The following is an 18,671-nucleotide window of genomic DNA, read 5'->3' on the forward strand; positions in this document are numbered from 1 at the left end:
GCGCATAAAGTGCGGTCGTTTTTCGTGATGAATTTCGACCGCACTTTTATTTCATTTTTTACTATGCAATTAGACCCTAATTTCTGGCAACACAAACACCTGCTCGACATGAACGACGAGGAATGGGAAGCGTTATGTGACGGCTGTGGAAAATGTTGTTATCGTAAATACATTGACGGTTATGGTAAACATGAGCGTTTGTATTACACGCGCATTGCTTGCAATCTGTTAGATTTGGAAACCGGAAAGTGCGGTAATTATTGTGAACGTTTTAAGCTGGAAGAAGATTGTACCAAGCTGACCAAAGATAACTTACCGGATTTTGAATGGTTGCCTTCCACCTGTGCTTACCGCTTGCTTTATGAAGGAAAACCTTTGCCTCAATGGCATCCGTTAATCAGTGGCGATCCTGATAGCGTGAAAAAAGCCAATATTTTGATTCAGCACGGTATTCATGAACATGATGTAATTGATTGGTTTGATTTTATTCTTGACGAAGATCACTAATTTGCATTAAAAACATTGTAATTCTGTCAACCTTCTCTAAAATACTCATAAATCGTTAGTTTTTTGTCGCTGTATTTTGTTGTAGGTTTGTATGAAAGTTTCTGAGTCTTTAAAACAATCTGCCGAAAAAATCGGCATATCCCTTTCCCATTACGATATTGACGGACATTTAATTTATGCACCGCCGGACACTGTGCGTTACTTTACCGAGCTTTTGCAGCCACCAAACAATCGACACATAAATAAAGGTGCTTTTCATGATGTGTTTGCGGCCTTCGAAAATGAACCGATACACTATGATTTAATCCGCTTGTCCCTCACTGATGCCTCGTCATTACATTGTTCAATTCTTGATGAGCGAGGCAAAAAATGCTTTGAACAGACGTTTTCTTCTCCCCAATCTCTTGTATTACCTTCGTTGCCGTTTGGCTATTATCAACTCCTTCTTGCCTCCGCAGAACAACAATTCACCGTTCGTCTTTTGGTTACGCCGCGCACGGCATACCAACCGGACGTGCTAAAAAATAAAAAAGCTTGGGGCATTAATGTTCAATTATATAGCTTACGTTCTAAAACGAATTGGGGCATTGGTGATTTTGGCGATTTGGCTTATTTAATTGAGCAGGGCGCAAAACAGGGGGCCGATTTTATCGGCATTAATCCGTTGCATATGCTATATCCTGCCGTGCCTAATTGGGCAAGTCCATATAGTTCCTCCTCTCGCCGTTGGTTGAATTTTATTTATTTAGATATTCCTGCATTGCCTGAATTTAAACTCTGCCGAGGTGTGCAAAATTGGTTCAATACTGATGAAATTCAGAAACAAGTCATTTCTTTGCGTGAACAGGCGAGTGTGGATTATACGCAAATAACACATTTAAAACTGACCGCACTTGAGGGCTTATTTGCTTTCTTCAAACGCAGTAAATCCGCTCAAATTATTGCCCGCCGTGATGAATTTAATGCTTTCGTGAAAGCGCAAGGAGCGGCGTTGTTATGGCAAGGGTTGTTTAATGTGTTAGATCGTATTGAACATCAACACCAAGAAGCGGAAGAAAATACCATCGGTTGGTTAGGTTGGCGCAAAGAATGGCAAGTGTTAAGCGAGAGTAAACGTAAAGCGTTATTAAAAGAACATGCCGAACAAGTGGAGTTTTTTGCGTGGTTGCAATGGCTCACTACGCAACAATTAGCCGAATTACAAGAGCGTTGTCGATTGGTGGGAATGCAACTAGGGATTTATGGTGATTTAGCGGTTAACAGTTCCCGTGGCAGTGCAGATGTATGGTCAGATCCGGAACTATATTGCGTTAATGCCTCAGTGGGCGCACCGCCTGATCCGCTTGGTCCGGTGGGACAAAATTGGAATTTACCGCCTTATAACCCAAGCGTGCTCAAAGCTAGAGGATTCCAACCGTTTATTGATATGCTACGCGCCAATATGCAAAGTTTTGGTGTGTTGCGTATTGATCATGTGATGGGGCTATTTCGTTTATGGTTAATTCCGGAAGGCAAAACCGCCGCCGATGGTGTGTATGTGCATTATCCGTTTAACGAATTAATGGCTATTCTCGCCATTGAAAGCCAACGTAATCAATGTTTGATTATCGGTGAAGATTTAGGCACCGTGCCTGATGAAGTGCGGTGGAAATTAAACGAGTTTCGTATTTTCTCTTATTTCGTGTTGTATTTCGCACAACGCAACAAAATGTATCCGCTCAAACAGGATTATCCGCAACATGCCTTTGCCACTATTGGTACGCACGATGTGCCGTCACTACAAAGCTTCTGGCATTGCCGTGATTTAGAATTATTTGGTCAGTTGGGGATTTTACAGGGAGAGGTGTTAACACAAAAATATGAGCAACGGGTGATTGATAAACAAGCCCTGTTAGATAGTTTACACCGCGATAATTATTTATCGCCTGATTATTGGGGCGATGCTTTAAGTATGGCAATGCACGACAATTTGAATCGTCAAATTCACCGCTATTTGGCGGAAAGTCAAAGCCAATTGGTAGGCGTGCAATTAGAAAACTTATTAAGCCAAGAGATCTCTTTTAACTTACCGGGAACTTCAACGGAATATCCGAACTGGCGTAAGAAATTAAGTCAATCATTAGAACTGATTTTTGATGATCCGCACATGACGTCATTTCTTTCTTTCATTAATCAAGCCCGCAAAGCTTAGCGAGGATTTATTATGACCCAATTAGTAGCGCAATCCGTTATCAATCAATTTTTTGATGGAACACATTCTGATCCGTTTGCCGTGTTAGGAATGCACGAAACCGACAACGGCATTGAAATTCGAGCGTTGTTGCCCGATGCCGATCGTGTGTTGGTGATTGAAAAAGAAAACCAAACAACACTCTTTGAATTAACACGCTTGGATGAACGGGGATTTTTCGCCAGTGTGGTGCCGAAAACACGAGATTTCTTTGTTTATCAATTACAGGTGTATTGGGGTAAAGAGTCACAAATTATCGAAGACCCATATCGTTATCACCCAATGATTAATGACTTGGATCAGTGGCTTTTATCAGAAGGTTCGTTCTTGCGTCCGTATGAAGTGCTAGGCGCGCATTTTATTGAATGTGACGGTGTATCGGGAGTGAATTTCCGTTTATGGGCGCCGAATGCTAAACGGGTTTCCGTGGTCGGTGATTTCAACTATTGGGATGGCCGTCGTCACCCGATGCGATTACATCCATCCAGTGGTGTGTGGGAGTTGTTTTTACCGAAAGTGTCATTAGGACAACTTTATAAATTTGAATTAATCGATTGCCATGGCAATTTACGCTTAAAAGCCGACCCTTATGCCTTTTGTTCACAGTTACGTCCCGATACAGCGTCACAAATTAGTGCGTTACCGGACATCGTGCCAATGACAGAAGCCCGTCGTAAAGCCAATCAATGGGATCAACCTATTTCTATTTATGAAGTACATTTAGGCTCCTGGCGTCGTAATTTAGAAAATAACTTTTGGTTGGATTATGACCAAATTGGTGATGAACTCATTCCTTACGTACAAGAAATGGGCTTTACCCATATTGAATTTTTACCGATTTCCGAATTCCCATTCGATGGTTCTTGGGGCTACCAACCGCTCGGCTTATATTCACCAACCAGCCGTTTTGGCACGCCGGAAGGTTTCCGTCGTTTGGTGAAACGTGCTCATGAAGCGGGGATTAATGTGATTTTGGACTGGGTGCCGGGACATTTCCCAAGCGATACTCACGGTTTAGCTGCCTTTGATGGAACCGCCTTGTATGAACACGCCGATCCGCGTGAAGGGTTCCATCAAGATTGGAACACCCTTATTTACAACTATGGTCGAAACGAAGTGAAAAACTTCCTCTCCAGTAACGCCTTATATTGGCTTGAACGTTTTGGCGTTGACGGTATTCGTGTGGATGCGGTGGCTTCCATGATTTATCGCGATTACAGCCGTGCTGAAGGGGAGTGGATTCCAAATCAATACGGCGGACGGGAAAACTTGGAAGCCATTGAATTCTTAAAACACACCAACTGGAAAATCCACAGCGAAATGCTGGGCGCAATTTCTATTGCAGAAGAATCCACTTCCTTCGGTGGTGTCACCCATCCATTGGAAAACGGCGGTTTAGGCTTTAATTTTAAGTGGAATATGGGGTGGATGAATGACACGCTCTCCTATATGCAAAAAGACCCGGTTTATCGCCAGTATCACCACAACCAAATGACATTCGGCATGATTTATCAATATAGCGAGAATTTCGTGCTGCCGCTTTCTCACGATGAAGTGGTACATGGAAAATGTTCTTTGCTCGGCAAAATGCCGGGGGATGCATGGCAAAAATTCGCTAACTTGCGTGCGTATTATGGCTATATGTGGGGGTATCCGGGCAAGAAATTGTTATTTATGGGTAACGAATTTGCCCAAGGTCGCGAATGGAATTATCAAGAAAGCTTGGATTGGTTCCTATTGGATGAAGGCATTGGCGGCAGATGGCACATCGGCGTACAACAATTAGTGAAAGATTTGAATAAAATTTACCGCGAAAACGCACCGCTCTTTGAGTTGGACTCTGATCCGCAAGGCTTTGATTGGTTGGTGGTGGATGATGCACAAAACTCAGTGTTTGCCTTTGAACGTCAAAGTCGTGCGGGTGAACGGGTGATTGTCATCAGTAACTTCACTCCGGTGCCACGCCATGATTATCGCATTGGTGTTAATGTCGCCGGTAGATATCATGAAATTTTGAATACCGACTCCGCTTTCTATGAAGGTTCTAATGTCGGAAACTGGGGTGAGGTGGAAAGCGAGGCGATTCCAAGCCATAACCGAGAAAACTCCATTTCGGTAACGATTCCACCATTGGCAACAGTATATTTGAAGTTAAAAGACGAGTAGTAAACGCCTAATCCGTGGGTTGATCCCCACGGTTAATACATAAGTGTTTTCAACAAGCGATCAACCCCAACAACCCAAAGAGGTTGATGATGATTAAACTAGGAGCACTTGTTACCTTAGGCAAGAGTGAAAGAGATATGTTTAGAATTCATAATAACGGTACCCCAACGCCACTAGGTTATTCCCAATTTATCGAACAAGGTGAAACTATCACTAATTTCGCACTTTATTCCTCTGTGGCGGATGCAGTGGAGTTATGTCTCTTTGCAGAAGGCAAAAAAGAACAGCGTTTTGCCATGGTGAAGACAGACAATGTTTGGCACTTGGCACTTGCAGGCGTGACATTTGGTGTGCAATACGCCTTTAGAATCTCTGCTGAAAATGACCGCACTTTGGCCAATCCAAACAAGCTTATGCTTGATCCTTATGCCAAGGGGGTAGTGGGAAAACCGGATTTAAGTTCAGCAGAAGTACGGTCGATTTTTCAGTTAAATGATCCGCGCGACAATGCTGAGGTTGCACCGAAAGGGCTGATTATTAACACTGAATTTGATTGGAAAAATGATAAAGCCCCGAATACGCCTTGGTCTCAAACCATAGTGTATGAAATGCATGTAAAAGGCTTTAGCCAATTACAAACCGCCTTGCCGGAAACCTTACGCGGTACTTATGCAGGTCTGGCGCATCCACACAGTTTGGCGTATTTAAAAGAGCTAGGCATTACTGCGGTGGAATTATTGCCGATAAATTACTACGTAAATGAACCGCACTTACAAGAAAAAGGCTTGCAAGATTATTGGGGATATAACCCGTTGGCGATGTTTGCCGTGGAGCCGAAATATTGCTCACAAGCGAATAGCGAGAATCCGTTATATGAATTCAAAAGTATGGTGAAAGCTTTGCATGAAGCCGGCATTGAAGTAATTTTAGATGTGGTATTTAACCATACGGCAGAATCAGAAAAAACCTTCCCGACTTTTAGTCAACGCGGAATTGATGACCGGACGTACTATTGGCAAAACGAACAAGGGGAATACATTAATTGGACGGGCTGCGGCAATATGCTAAATCTATCCAATGATGTCACCCGAAAATGGGTAGTAGATTGCCTGCGTTATTGGGTAGAAGAGAGCCATGTAGATGGTTTCCGTTTCGATTTAGGCACGGTGTTAGGGCGTGAATCGCCGGATTTCAATCACTATGCCAAACTGTTTGACGACATTGTTCAAGAACCGAGTTTGCAACAGGTGAAATTTATTAGCGAACCTTGGGATATCGGGCATTATGGTTATCAACTAGGTAACTTCCCGCATTATTTTACCGAGTGGAACGACCGTTTCCGTGATGATATGACCCGTTTTTGGTTATGGAAAAGCGGCGAAGTCGGCGCCTTTGCAGAACGCTTTGCGGGATCTGGTGATCTGTTTAAACGGGAAACTCGCCCTCCACACACTACATTGAATTTTATTACTGCGCATGATGGTTTTACCTTACGTGATTTAACCAGTTATAACCATAAACATAACGAAGCCAACGGCGAAGAAAATCGTGACGGTCGCAATGAAAATTACAGTTACAACCACGGCATTGAAGGCAGTCAATTAGACCTTAATGACGAATACCAAAGTGCGGTGGAAAATCAGCGCATTTTAGCGCAAAGCAGTTTGTTGGCAACATTGTTATTAGCAAATGGCACACCGATGTTGTTAGCGGGCGATGAATTTGCTAATACCCAATTAGGCAATAACAACACCTATTGCCAAGATAACGAAATCGCCTGGCTCAGATGGCAGGATTTTAATCAGGAATTATTTGACTTAACCAAGCAACTCATTGTGGTACGCAAACAAATCCAAAGTTTATGCCGTGATGCTTGGTGGTCGGATGATAATGTCAGTTGGCTGAATATTGGCGGTGAGCCTATGCAGGTCGGTGATTGGCATAATCGTGAACGCAAAGCACTGCAAGTGGTATTAGATCAGCAATGGCTTCTCTTAGTTAATGCGAAAGCAGAACCACAGTCTTTTATATTACCAAGTACGGTAAATGAACAATGGAAGGCAGTGGCAGGTACAACAAACTTAACGATTCAACAACATCAAGTTGAAATAAGCGGTATGGCGTTTTGTGTGTTGCGGAAATATTAATCATGATAACAAAGAATGGAGTTTGCTATGAAAAGTAGTCTTTCCCAATTACCCAACAAATACGATCTTGTCAAAGATACGCTTGTTCTCATTTTAGCCGGTGGCCGAGGCTCACGTCTTCACGAACTGACAGATAAACGTGCAAAACCGGCGCTTTATTTCGGGGGGAATCGTCGTATCATTGACTTTGCGCTTTCCAATTGTATCAATTCCGGTTTAAACCGCATTGGTGTGGTGACGCAATATGCGGCCCATTCATTGTTACGTCATTTGCAAAAAGGTTGGTCATTCCTGCCGCAAGAGCGTGGCGAGTTCATTGATATGTTGCCGGCGCGTCAACAAATTGATGATTCCACTTGGTATCGTGGCACAGCCGATGCGGTGTATCAAAATATGGCGATTATTCGCAATCACTATAAACCGAAATATATTTTAATTCTTGCCGGTGATCACATTTACAAACAAGATTACAGCCAAATGTTGTTAGATCACGTCACCAGCGGCGCAAAATGTACTGTAGGTTGTATTGAAGTGCCACGTTCCGAAGCCAGTGAGTTCGGGGTGATGGCAGTAAACGAAAATTTGAAAGTCAAAGCTTTCGTCGAAAAACCGAAAGACCCGCCGGCTATGGCAGGCAGACCTGACACTTCGTTAGCTTCTATGGGGATTTATGTGTTTACTGCAGATTATCTCTATAACATGTTAAATAAAGAAGTGAACACGCCTTGTACCTCTCATGACTTTGGTAAAGATGTATTGCCTAAGTGCTTGGAAGAAGGCACGTTATACGCCCATCCATTTAGTCGATCCTGTATGGGACGCAACACAGAAGGTGATATTTACTGGCGTGACGTGGGTACATTGGATAGCTTCTGGCAATCCAATATTGACTTGGTGTCTGAAAATCCGCAATTGGATATTTACGATCAGACCTGGCCGATTCGCGGTAATCCGGTACAAGCTTATCCATCAAAATTCTTCTATAAAAACGCCAATGTTAAGCCGGTGGATAACTCCCTTATCGGCGGTGGCTGTGTGATTACCGATGCGTCTATCAGTTATTCTGTCTTATTTGATCGCATTAAAATCGATGAAGGTTCGACTATCGATCATTCAGTCGTGTTACCGGAGGTCACTATCGGTAAAAATTGTGTATTGAAGCATTGTATTATCGATCGTCACTGTTCTATCCCTGACGGTATGCAAATCGGCGTTGATCGTGAATTAGACAGCAAACGCTTCCGTATCAGTTCTACCGGAAAAGTGGTTTTAGTCACCCCTTCCATGTTGAAAAAATTGGAAGGTGAGGAAGTGTTCTCGGAAGAACATTTAGACTAAAAGTGCGGTCGGTTTTAAAAATGTTTTTATTTTGGACCGCACTTTGAGAAAGCTAATTCTGGCGCGCGCTATGAAGAGTGCGCCAGAAATAAGATTTTTTATTACAACATTGTTGATAGCGCGCGCCTCCAGAGGTGTGTTTGTGTGAACAAGGTTTGTTCAGAAGTAAAGATGCGCATTAAGAAATGCGTGCTATTTAAATAATTACGAGGGTTAAAAAACAAGTTTAATTTTAACCGCACTTTTTAGGGTAGGGCGTATTAACACGCCATAATAAATCAAGAGTTATTAGGAAATTAAATGAAAGTATTACACGTTTGCTCGGAGTTATATCCTTTATTAAAAACTGGCGGATTGGCCGATGTGATGGGTGCATTGCCTTTTGCACAGAAAGAAATTGGCATTGATACCCGCATTGTATTACCTGCTTATCCAGCCATTGCAGCAGGAATTCCTCACACTAGCGTGGTGGCGGAATTTGATAATTTTGCCGGCCATATTGTTTTACGTTACTCCGAATATAACGGAGTCGGCGTTTATTTAATCGACGCACCGCATTTGTACGCGCGAGAAGGCAATCCGTATCATGATGCCAATTACAACGATTACGGTGACAATTACAAACGTTTTGCGTTATTGGGGTGGGTCGGTGCAGAATTAACCACAGGGTTGGACAGCTGGTGGCGTGCGGATGTAGTGCACGCACATGACTGGCACGCTGGGCTCACAGCCGCTTATTTACATCAAAAAGGCCATCCGGCGAAATCCGTATTCACTATTCATAATTTGGCTTATCAAGGGCAATTTGATTATCGTCATTTATTTGAGATCGGCTTGCCACAATCCATGTTCCATGTTGATGGTTTGGAGCTATTTGGTCAAATTTCTTATTTAAAAGCCGGTTTGTATTATTCGGATGCCGTGACCGCAGTGAGTCCGACTTATGCCAAAGAAATTACTACCTCGGAATTTGCTTATGGCTTACAAGGTTTATTATCCACATTACACCAAGAGGGGCGTTTGGTGGGCATTTTAAACGGTGTGGATGAAAAAATTTGGCATCCGCACCATGATCATTACATTCAACATGCATACAAATTGAAATACATGGGTGGTAAGGCGAAAAATAAAGCTGATTTACAGGCCTATTTCAACCTTCCTCAACAATCTGATGCATTATTGTTTGTGATGGTTACTCGCTTAACGGAACAAAAAGGCGTGGATTTATTGCTAGAAAGCGCTGATGAAATCGTTAAACAAGGCGGGCAACTTGCGATTCTCGGCTCAGGTGCACCGCACTTAGAGGCTGGTATTCGTCAATTAGCGGAAGCGTACCCACAAAACGTTGCGGTAAAAATAGGCTATGATGAGGCGTTGTCTCACTTAATGCTTGCTGGCGGCGATGTGATTTTAGTGCCAAGTCGTTTTGAACCTTGCGGTTTAACCCAATTATACGGCTTGAAATACGGCACGTTGCCTCTGGTTCGCGCCACTGGCGGATTAGCCGATACTGTGGTTAATGCTTCTGTAGAAAATATTCAAACCCGAACAGCAACTGGTTTTGTCTTCACTCATGCAACGGCAGATGATTTGCGTCATGCCTTGCAGGCAGCATTTGCTTTATGGAAAAAACAACGCTTATGGGCAAGTGTTCGAGTTATTGCAATGGAACAAGATTTTAGTTGGCAAATCTCTGCAACTCACTACCAACATTTATATCAACGAATTTTATCCAAGTAATGAAACACTTATCCTCCGCACAAGGAAAAAACAGGCCTTGTGCGGAAGATTGTGGTTGTTTTTTTATCTCGAATGATTAAAATTCCATCCGTTTTTTATTATTAAACTGAGGACTATTTTTTATGATAATGGATAATTTTGATTCTCCATTCCTGTACGATCATCCTGAAATCAATGTAGATTCATTGAAGAAGACGATTGTCTATAAACTTATCTTTCTGATTGGCCGTTCACCAAAAGAAGCCAGTCAACGGGATTGGCTAAATGCCACATTGTATGCCGTGCGCGATTTTGTAACTGAAGGTTGGATTTCTACCGCACGTCAAGCTAGATCCGAAGATTCTCGCCGCGTTTATTATCTTTCTATGGAGTTCTTAATCGGTAGAACGTTATCTAATGCCATGATTGCGGAAGGTATTTATGACCTTGCCAAAGAAGCGCTTTCCGAATTAAATGTAAACTTGGAAGATATTATTGAGAAAGAAGTGGACCCTGGCTTAGGTAACGGCGGTTTAGGTCGTTTAGCCGCATGTTTCATGGATTCTATTGCAACGTTAGGCTTGCCGGGCATGGGTTATGGTATTCGTTATGAATACGGTATGTTCCGTCAAAAAATCGAAGACGGTCAGCAAATTGAACGTCCGGATGCGTGGTTAGAAAAAGGTGCGCCTTGGGAGTTTATACGACCATCCAAACGTTTTACGGTGCCTTTTGGCGGTAGCATTCACTTTGAAGGTAAAAAATGTATTTGGGATAAAGGTGAGCAAGTTGTGGCATTAGCTTATGACCAAGTGATTCCGGGTTATAAGAATGACTCGGCTTCCACTTTGCGTTTATGGTCTGCGCACGCTGGCGAATTATTTAATTTGGAAGATTTTAACCGTGGTCAGCATATTGCTGCGATGGAAGGCCGTGCTTCCATTAAAAATATTTCCCGTGTATTGTATCCTGACGACTCCACTTGGAATGGCCGTGAATTGCGTTTACGCCAAGAATATTTCCTTGTTTCTGCCTCATTGCAAGATATCATCCGTCGCCATAAACGCTCTCATGCTACCTTGGATAACTTAGCGGATAAAGTCGCAATTCATTTAAATGATACCCATCCGGCACTTGCCATTCCTGAGTTAATGCGCGTGTTAATTGATGAAGAAGGTTTTGAATGGCAAAAAGCTTGGGATATGACTCGTCGTGTTTTCTCTTATACTTGCCATACTTTGATGTCTGAAGCCCTAGAAACTTGGCCAATCGAAATGATGGCGAAAATCTTGCCTCGTCATTTACAAATGATCTTTGACATTAATGATCATTTCTTGGAATACGTAAAAACTTACGTCACTACCGACACGGATTTTATTCGTCGCGTTTCTCTTGTTGAAGAAGGTTATCAACGTAGAATTCGTATGGGGTGGTTGTCTGTTGTCGGTTCACACAAAGTGAACGGCGTGGCGGCGATCCATTCCGATTTAATGGTGACATCCACATTCGCTGATTTCGCCCGTATTTATCCGGAACGTTTCACCAATGTAACCAACGGTATCACACCGCGTCGCTGGATCGCTGTTGCTAATCCAAAATTGGCGGCCTTGTTTGATAAATATATCGGCAAAGAATGGCGTAAAGATTTAGCGCAAATTGAAAATCTGAAAGCGCATATGAATAATACCGAATTGAAACATGAAATTGCGGATATTAAATATGCGAATAAAGTCAGATTGGCAAATTATGTGAAAAAAGAATTAGACGTAGACATTGACCCGAATGCCTTATTTGATGTTCAAGTAAAACGTATTCACGAATATAAACGCCAAATTCTTAATGTATTACACATTATTGCCCGTTATAACGAAATGTTGGAGCATCCGGAAAAAGAATGGCAACCTCGAGTCTTTATCTTAGCCGGTAAAGCTGCTTCTGCCTATTATGCAGCAAAACAGACCATTCATTTAATTAATGATGTCGCTCACGTGATTAACAATGACGAACGTTTACGTGGTCGTTTGAAAGTTGTATTTATTCCGAATTACAGTGTGAGTTTGGCGCAATTGATTATTCCGGCAGCAGATATTTCTGAACAAATTTCCTTAGCCGGTACGGAAGCCTCCGGTACCAGTAACATGAAATTTGCACTTAACGGCGCACTCACATTAGGTACCTTAGATGGCGCGAATGTGGAAATTCTGGAAAATGTTGGTAAAGATCATATCTTTATATTCGGTAATACGGTAGAACAAGTAGAGCAGTTACGCCACGAAGGTTACCATCCGTTTGATTTTTATCAACGTGATACAGAATTAAGAACTGTGGTTGATCAAATCATTAATGGTCGTTTCTCGCCAAATGATATAAGTCGTTATCAGCAATTGTTACAAGGTTTGCAATATCATGATTTCTACCAAGCCTTTGCGGATTTCCGTAGTTATGTAGATACTCAGAAATTGGTGGATGAAAAATATAAAAACCGTGATGCATGGATTGATAGTACTATTCAAAATATTGTCAACATGGGCTATTTCTCTTCCGACCGCACAATTAAAGAATACGCAGAGAATATTTGGCACGTTGAACCATTAAAATTATCGCGGTAATTAAGCGGTTAAAAATAAACCCCATTCCTAATATTAGGGATGGGTTTTTTTTTACATGATAATTAAATTAACAATTCTGAATTTATTTAAATCCATTTTATTAAACTAAGGAATTTCAATGAAACCAATTTTTACTATTTTATCGTTATACTCTTTGTTACATTCCGTCATAGTCTATGCCGAAGTTGGAACCGTGCATACAATGCGAGAGTTTTCTTATCGCAATGAAGCGGAGAAAAGTCAAGCGGAAGAGATTGCGTTAAAAATGTTGCGGTCAACTTATGATTATTTTCCGGATGTCGAAAATTGTTATGCGGGGAGTGTAACCTCCGATCAAAAAAGGCGGGTATTAAAGGAACTTAATGCGATTCGTCGGGCTCACGGATTGGAAGAAGTAAAATATGACGCGTCTAAAGATCGTGCGACAGCCGCATCAGCGCTGATTTCCGTAGCAAATGGAAAATTGGATCATTACCCAAACAGTCGAATGAAATGCTATTCTCAAGAGGGATATAACGGCAGTAGTCAAAGCAATTTACATTTAAGTCAGGATAGTTTGATTTTTGTGAGAGATGATTTTGCCGAGCAAGTCATAGATAGGTTAGTGATTGATGATAACGTGTATTCTTTGGGACATAGGTTATGGTTTTTGGATCCATTTCTAGGTGATATTTCTTATGGACGTTCCACCAAAATAGATCGTAATAAAAGAGTACTGGATGCGGCAACAATTTATATTGGTAACCAACGAAAAAGTGCGGTGAATACAAAAGCCGATTATGTGGCTTATCCATATAAGAACTATAAGGCCAACTGGTTTTTACATGATTGGTTTCATTCGTTTTCAGTGATTGTCGATAAAAATGAAAACTATTTTAACCGCACTTTAGTGGATTTTTCACGGGCAGAAATTAAAGTCAGTAGCGCCGATGGAAGAACCTTAAAAGTGAGCGAAGTGACTTATTCTACTCGTCAATCAAATAGTGCCGGGTTAGGTAATGTACTTGGCGTGTTAGCGGAACACGGGATAACGAGCGTTATTACGTTAAAATAAAAAATGTTTTAGTGAATGGACAAGCCAAGAATTATGAGTATTGGTTCAATATCGAACCTTAGAAAAGAAACCCCATCCACGATTGAATGGGGTCTGGGGTCTTTTTAAATTCATTACGAAAAATGACCGCACTTTTATTTGGCTGATTTTGTTTTTCGACTTTTATACCATTTCCATGCTAAGAATACGGCTAAGATGGCAATGAAAATATAGATAACGGACTGACCTTTTTTGATTTGTGCATGTAACCAATCTAAATTGCTAGCACCGAAATCGCCTAGATACACCCAAATCGGCACGGAGATAATAGCCGCGAAAAAATCCAATAAAAGAAAGCGGGTAAAACTTACGCGACGGGTAATGCCGGCTACCATGTAAATCGGCGCGCGTAATCCAGGTAGGAAGCGGGCGACAAATAACACACGGTTACCGTATTGGTCAAATTTGCTACGTACCATTCGTAAGCGCTCTAAGGTTAAAAAGCGACGAATAGGGCGAAAACGTAGAATTTTTGTGCCGTAGATTCGGCCTAGCCAATACATGGTGCCATCGCCTAATAAAACACCAAATAAGCTGACAACTAACATAATATGCACATTAGCATAACCTAAGCCAGAGATAACACCACCGGAAACTAAAGTGATATCTTCAGGAATTGGGACGCCAAAGCCACAGATAATCAGAACAAATAGCACGGCAAAGTAGCCATAGTTGCTAAAAAAGTTAATTAAAAATTCCATTAATTATATACTCTTAGATAAATGAAAAAATAACGTGTTATTTTATCCTGTTTTACCTTGGAATATCTAGGATAAAATTACAGGATTTAATTTGCTTTACAATTGGTAATTCATTATAATTGCCGACCTCAAAGTTTAAGCTTTGGGCAAATTTTTGTGGAATCGCTGGGTCGCCTGCGATTCTTTAATTTTAATCTTTAAAAAAGAGAACATTTAAAATGGCATTTAAATTCAACGCTGAAGTTCGTACAGCGCAAGGTAAGGGTGCGAGCCGCCGCCTGCGTCACAACGGTCAAATTCCTGCTATCGTTTACGGTGGTAGCGAAGAACCTGTTTCCATCATTTTAAATCATGATGAATTAAACAATGCACAAGCACATGATGCTTTCTATTCTGAAGTGATCACATTAGTGATTGGTGGTAAAGAAGTTGCAGTAAAAGTTCAAGCAATGCAACGTCACCCGTTCAAGCCAAAACTTGTACACATTGACTTCAAACGTGCTTAATTATAGAAACTCCGGTTTATTGCCGGAGTTTTTCGTTATGAAACATAATTATTGAACAAACAATTTTGTTTTCTGTCTAAATTCCCGTATTTTGCTCATTAATTGGGCCAATACTTATCAATAAACTAATGAAGGACTTTTTTATGAACAAATTCACCAAAATTAGCGCAACTGCTTTATTGGCCCTTTTTTTAACTGCTTGTGATAAACCGGCAGACAAGGCGGCGGACACCAAAACTGATGCCGCAGTTCAAACTCAATCAGCTCCGGTAGCAACTGAAGCAGCAAAAGCGGATACCAATACCGATGAAGCGGCTGATTACAAAAAATTGGTTGAGTGGAATAAAGGCCAAGAACAAGCCCAGCTTCAAGCACAACAAAAATTCCAACAAGATTTAGTTGCTGCAGTACAAGCAAAAGATGACAAGAAAGTACAAGAAGCAATTGATACTTTCAATAAATCCGTACAAGATACTATTGCAAGTTTAGACGCGTTAGATGTCAAAGCAAACGCTGTAAAATCTGTTAAAGAACAAACTAAAAACGTACTTGGTTTAGCCAGCAATTTATTAGTAGAACAAGCCAATGTAAGTTTAGCTAGCCCATCTGAAGCGCAACAAAAAGCCTATATGGAAAAAGCTGAAAAATTAAAAGATGCAATGTTAGAGTTACAAAAACAAAGTGTTGCATTGGAACAAAAATTTAATCCAGCTCCAGCTGTGCCTGCACAACAAGCTAAATAATTTTAGTTCATTGCAAATAACTATCGCCTTATTGTTTAGCAATAAGGCGATTTTTTTAACGTTATGCTTTGAAAACTGCTAGAATAATGCACAGTTTTTATCCTGCAGAATATCCTATGTTAAAAAAGATTTTTCCCTTCCTTCTCTTCATGCCGACATTTGTCATGGCACAATCTTATGTGGTATATGATTTTACCCATAATAAAGTGTTGGAAAGTGGTGCGCCGAATACGGTGCGTCCTATTGCCTCGGTCACAAAATTAATGACAGCCAATGTGTTTTTGGAACACAATAAAAATCCGCGGTGTACGGCATCTATTACCAACGAAGATTACGATTATATTAAAGGTACACATACCAAACTGCCAAAATATACACCGATTGCCTGTCGTGAATTGTTAAAAGCGATGTTAGTACATTCCGATAATTATGCCGCTCATGCGTTGTCTCGCTCCGCAGGCATGACCCGCCAGCAATTTATTAAAAAAATGAATGAAAAAGCTAAACACTTAGGGATGCGTTCAACCCGTTTTAGCGACAGTTCAGGTTTGTCCAATAGTAATGTCTCTAGTGCTATGGATTTAGTAAAACTGGCTAAATATTCCTTGGCTAAACCGGAAATCAAAGCGCTATCAAATCTTTCTACCGCCTATATTCAAGCAGGAAAACGTAATATTTTTGTGAAAAACACCAATAAATTGGTGCGTGATGAGATGTTTAGTGCAGCTATTAATAAAACCGGCTATATTCGTGAATCAGGCTATAACTTGGTGTTTGTTAATAGTGTACCTTGTAATCGAGCCACCATTGGCGTTATCAGCCTGAATAATAGTTCTTCTGCATTTCGTTCTAATTTTACGAAAAGTAAATTGGAAAAATACGGTTGTACCGTGCTAAATGGTCGAAAATTTAAGAGTTTTGAAGATGATATTCAATATGAAGAAGGCTATGATGAACAAGGCATGGATGAATTAATTAAAAAGGTGGCGGGGTAGAGAAGTACTACCATTGCCCAACATTTTATGAGTGTGTATTTTTAATAGAAGTCTTTTTTATCCTGCAGATTTTATTTATCAACACAGTTATTTAAATATTTTCTTCTCTGTTTTTTAACGCGATCAATGTTGAAAAAACGTTGTATTTTTTCACCGCACTTACCACTTTCAAGCTGTTAGAACGATCAAAATCCTGTATAATTCAAGCAATTTTTTGTTTAAATAACGTGTTGTGAGATCCTCTAATGCTTGAAACATCACAAACTATTCCCGAACTGGTTTCATGGGCGAAAGAACGTGAATTTTCGTTGAATTTACCAACGGAACGTCTTGCCTTTTTACTCGCCATCGCCATTTATAATAACGAACGCTTTGACGGTGAAATGATAGAAACGGATTTGGTGGATATTTTCCGTCATATTTCCACGGCTTTCGAACAATCCCAAGAAACCATTGCCACTCGCGCCAATAATGCCATCAACGAACTGGTTAAACAGCGCTTTCTTAACCGTTTTAGTAGTGAATTCACCGAAGGTTTAGCCATTTATCGTTTAACGCCTTTAGGTGTGGGAGTTTCTGATTATTATATCCGTCAACGTGAGTTCTCTGCGTTGCGTCTTTCCGTGCAGCTTTCCATTGTTGCTGAGGAAATTCAACGAGCGTCTGATGCAGCCGAGGAAAATGGTGATGAGCATTATTGGCGTCGCAATGTGTTTGCCCCTTTAAAATATTCCGTAGCAGAAATTTTTGACAGCATTGATTTGTCACAACGCATTATGGATGAAAATCAGCAGACCATTAAGGATGAAATCGCCGCGTTATTAACTAAAGATTGGCAGGCCGCTATTTCCAGTTGTGAACAATTATTAGATGAAACTTCCGGTAATTTGCGCGAATTACAAGATACCTTAAATGCTGCCGGAGACAAATTACAAGCACAGTTGTTGCGTATTCAAGATTGTGTGATTGGGCGTAGTGAGTTGTACTTTATTGATGAATTAATCACCAATTTACAGGCAAAGTTAGACCGTATTATCAGCTGGGGTCAACAGGCGATTGATTTGTGGATTGGCTATGACCGCCATGTACATAAATTTATCCGTACTGCTATTGATATGGATAAAAACCGTGTATTTTCCCAACGTTTACGCAATTCCATTCATAATTATTTTGATCAGCCATGGTTCTTATGGACGGCTCAAGCAGAACGTTTAGTGGACTTACGTGATGAAGAATTAGCATTACGTGAAGAAGATGCACTGGGTGAATTGCCTGAAGAATTGCAATATGAATCTTTAGCCGATATCCGCGAGCAAATTGTAGAACATATGCAAACCTTATTGGTGGATTTCCGAGAACATCAACGCCCGATAAATTTAAGTTTGGTTTTAAAACAGCAATTAGAACATTATCCATTGTCACAGCATTTTGATGTGGCACGTATTGTTGTGGATCAGGCTGTGCGTCTAGGTATGGCAAGCTCTGATTTAAGTGGTATTTATCCAATTTGGGAAAGTATCAATGACAAGGGCGCCGAAGTGCAGGCTAATGTAATTGACGAATATTAAAGTGCGGTCGTTTTTAGGAACGTTTTTTATGAAACACAAAACGCTTAAATTTTTAACCGCACTTATATTGTTCGTTATATTGTTACTTCATTCTTATGTTGGCATCGTCACAATTGAAGGTGAGTTCGGCGATGATTATGCTTTTTTTATCAAGAAAGAATTTACAACCCAAGTGATGTTTTATGCTCCTCTAGTAATGCGGGATTATGGTCCTGACGTATCGAATGAAGAATTTGAAAAAATTGTCGAATTTTGTGAAATCGTGAAATCCCCACAGGATTGGAATTGTGATGAGACACCATTTTTATTGGAAAAACAAAAACGAGAATTAAAACAATAACGGAAACAT

At 40.8% G+C, this 18,671-nt stretch carries 14 protein-coding genes; 13 read left to right on the forward strand and 1 reads right to left on the reverse strand.

Annotated features, from left to right (window positions below; genetic code table 11):
* Positions 1-63 precede the first annotated feature (63 nt).
* From EL144_RS07715 to EL144_RS07750, 8 genes are all read left to right on the forward strand, one after another.
* A complete protein-coding gene (locus EL144_RS07715) occupies positions 64-507 on the forward strand; it encodes a YcgN family cysteine cluster protein (RefSeq protein WP_005700439.1) in 444 nt (147 codons plus the stop codon).
* 91 nt (positions 508-598) lie between these two features.
* Positions 599-2,698 carry a 4-alpha-glucanotransferase gene (gene malQ, locus EL144_RS07720; RefSeq protein WP_005703137.1) on the forward strand — a complete coding sequence of 700 codons (2,100 nt, stop codon included), beginning with the start codon at positions 599-601 and terminating at the stop codon, positions 2,696-2,698.
* Positions 2,699-2,710: 12 nt separating this feature from the next.
* Complete coding sequence (gene glgB, locus EL144_RS07725) at positions 2,711-4,903, forward strand: 1,4-alpha-glucan branching protein GlgB (protein WP_005703138.1); 2,193 nt, start codon at positions 2,711-2,713, stop codon at positions 4,901-4,903.
* Between the two features lie 137 nt (positions 4,904-5,040).
* Positions 5,041-7,050 (forward strand): glycogen debranching protein GlgX, encoded by a 2,010-nt coding sequence (gene glgX, locus EL144_RS07730; protein WP_032994884.1) that lies wholly within the window; start codon positions 5,041-5,043, stop codon positions 7,048-7,050.
* Positions 7,051-7,077: 27 nt separating this feature from the next.
* On the forward strand, positions 7,078-8,388 hold the full coding sequence (glgC, locus tag EL144_RS07735; protein ID WP_032994817.1) for a glucose-1-phosphate adenylyltransferase: 1,311 nt from the start codon (positions 7,078-7,080) through the stop codon (positions 8,386-8,388).
* Between the two features lie 300 nt (positions 8,389-8,688).
* A complete protein-coding gene (glgA, locus tag EL144_RS07740) occupies positions 8,689-10,128 on the forward strand; it encodes a glycogen synthase GlgA (RefSeq protein ID WP_005703141.1) in 1,440 nt (479 codons plus the stop codon).
* 122 nt (positions 10,129-10,250) lie between these two features.
* Entirely contained in the window at positions 10,251-12,716 is a 2,466-nt protein-coding gene (locus EL144_RS07745; protein ID WP_032994819.1) for a glycogen/starch/alpha-glucan phosphorylase, read from the forward strand.
* A gap of 118 nt (positions 12,717-12,834) precedes the next feature.
* Positions 12,835-13,770 (forward strand): CAP domain-containing protein, encoded by a 936-nt coding sequence (locus EL144_RS07750; protein ID WP_232010616.1) that lies wholly within the window; start codon positions 12,835-12,837, stop codon positions 13,768-13,770.
* A gap of 134 nt (positions 13,771-13,904) precedes the next feature.
* On the opposite strand, the gene EL144_RS07755 is transcribed toward EL144_RS07750, so the two are convergent.
* On the reverse strand, positions 13,905-14,510 hold the full coding sequence (locus EL144_RS07755) for a DedA family protein (RefSeq protein ID WP_005703144.1): 606 nt from the start codon (positions 14,508-14,510) through the stop codon (positions 13,905-13,907).
* 218 nt (positions 14,511-14,728) lie between these two features.
* On the opposite strand from EL144_RS07755, the gene rplY reads away from it, so the two are divergent.
* The 5 genes from rplY to EL144_RS07780 all read left to right on the forward strand — a co-directional run bounded on the left by rplY (position 14,729) and on the right by EL144_RS07780 (position 18,662).
* Positions 14,729-15,016, forward strand: a complete 288-nt coding sequence (gene rplY / locus EL144_RS07760; RefSeq protein WP_005700451.1) for a 50S ribosomal protein L25 — start codon at positions 14,729-14,731, stop codon at positions 15,014-15,016.
* Between the two features lie 143 nt (positions 15,017-15,159).
* Complete coding sequence (locus EL144_RS07765) at positions 15,160-15,759, forward strand: hypothetical protein (RefSeq protein ID WP_050332681.1); 600 nt, start codon at positions 15,160-15,162, stop codon at positions 15,757-15,759.
* A 116-nt stretch (positions 15,760-15,875) separates the two neighbouring features.
* On the forward strand, positions 15,876-16,754 hold the full coding sequence (locus tag EL144_RS07770) for a D-alanyl-D-alanine carboxypeptidase family protein (RefSeq protein ID WP_032994822.1): 879 nt from the start codon (positions 15,876-15,878) through the stop codon (positions 16,752-16,754).
* Between the two features lie 245 nt (positions 16,755-16,999).
* Positions 17,000-18,322, forward strand: coding sequence for a chromosome partition protein MukF (mukF, locus tag EL144_RS07775; RefSeq protein ID WP_005703147.1), 1,323 nt, complete (start codon positions 17,000-17,002; stop codon positions 18,320-18,322).
* A gap of 28 nt (positions 18,323-18,350) precedes the next feature.
* The gene (locus EL144_RS07780) at positions 18,351-18,662 is read left to right on the forward strand and encodes a hypothetical protein (RefSeq protein WP_050332683.1); all 312 of its coding nucleotides are present in this window, start codon (positions 18,351-18,353) and stop codon (positions 18,660-18,662) included.
* The last annotated feature ends 9 nt before the right edge of the window (positions 18,663-18,671 follow it).

Origin of the sequence: Aggregatibacter aphrophilus ATCC 33389 (assembly GCF_900636915.1) — a bacterium.
Taxonomy (GTDB): domain Bacteria; phylum Pseudomonadota; class Gammaproteobacteria; order Enterobacterales; family Pasteurellaceae; genus Aggregatibacter; species Aggregatibacter aphrophilus.